At 46.3% G+C, this 436-nt stretch carries 1 protein-coding gene; it reads right to left on the bottom strand.

Going from position 1 to position 436, the window contains the following annotated elements; translation table 11 throughout:
- The coding region (locus L5876_RS14545; RefSeq protein WP_236957082.1) for a hypothetical protein at positions 1-336 on the bottom strand (336 nt) is incomplete at its 3' end.
- Positions 337-436: the final 100 nt, after the last annotated feature.

The following is a 436-nucleotide window of genomic DNA, read 5'->3' as shown; positions in this document are numbered from 1 at the left end:
GCGATGTTCGTCCTCATCCAGATAACCGTCATCGTTGACATCCAGTACGTCAAATAAGGCGAATAATATTTCCGAAATGCGTTTCTTAATATCCCTTGTGTAACGCTGCTTCCAGACTGACTCCTGTAAGTACGGTACGGTAAGTGCACTCTTGACGTCGGTGTCAGCCCTCTTTAGGAACTGGTCATACATATTGTCAAATGTTGTTTTGAGATGCTCCACTTTCTTTGGATCTGCTTCCTTGAAACTGGCGAAACGAACCGGCATTCTGTCCCACTCCTCCCTCGACACGACTCCATCATTGTCAAAGTCCCATCGTGCGATCCACGTTCTCATCTTTCTCTTCCAAAATTCAGACCCCATCCTTTCTTAGTTAAATCTCAGGTTCCTTTGGAAACTAGGCGCAACTTTGAGCCGTTGGATTCTGTCACCGCAC

Source organism: Hyphobacterium sp. SN044 (assembly GCF_021864465.1).
Classification (GTDB): Bacteria; Pseudomonadota; Alphaproteobacteria; order Caulobacterales; family Maricaulaceae; genus Hyphobacterium.
The sequence above is the reverse complement of the archived record's forward strand: the minus strand, read 5'-3'. Positions and strand labels throughout refer to the sequence as shown.